The sequence below is a fragment of the Stenotrophomonas sp. SrG genome (assembly GCF_050031795.1).
GTDB lineage: Bacteria > Pseudomonadota > Gammaproteobacteria > Xanthomonadales > Xanthomonadaceae > Stenotrophomonas > Stenotrophomonas rhizophila_A.
On the sequence record NZ_JBNBBE010000197.1, the window covers coordinates 1 to 280 of the forward strand.

A 280-nucleotide genomic window follows, 5' to 3' on the forward strand; every position below is an offset into this window, starting at 1 on the left:
CATGGGATGCCACTAGAAGACGACGGACATGTGGAACTCCTTGTGGGTTGGCGGTGTGGAAAGGTGCGCCGCCCGGGGGCCTGGCACCGTGGCCACAGGCTAGCCACCATTGCGGACAGATCCTGTCCTCGACAGGCGCGATGCTGCCGCCCATGCTGCCCACCTCCGCTCGACTGCTGCGCCTGCTCTCGCTGCTGCAATCCCGGCCGCTTTGGCCGGGCAACACACTGGCCGCGGATATCGGCGTGCATCCGCGCACGCTGCGCCGCGACATCGACCG

The 280-nt window shown here is 67.9% G+C and carries 1 protein-coding gene; it reads left to right on the forward strand.

Features of this window, described 5'->3' with window-relative positions; genetic code table 11:
* Positions 1-152: 152 nt before the first annotated feature.
* A partial coding sequence (locus ACQG3P_RS19520) for an HTH domain-containing protein (RefSeq protein ID WP_426805966.1) occupies positions 153-280 on the forward strand: 128 nt, incomplete at its 3' end.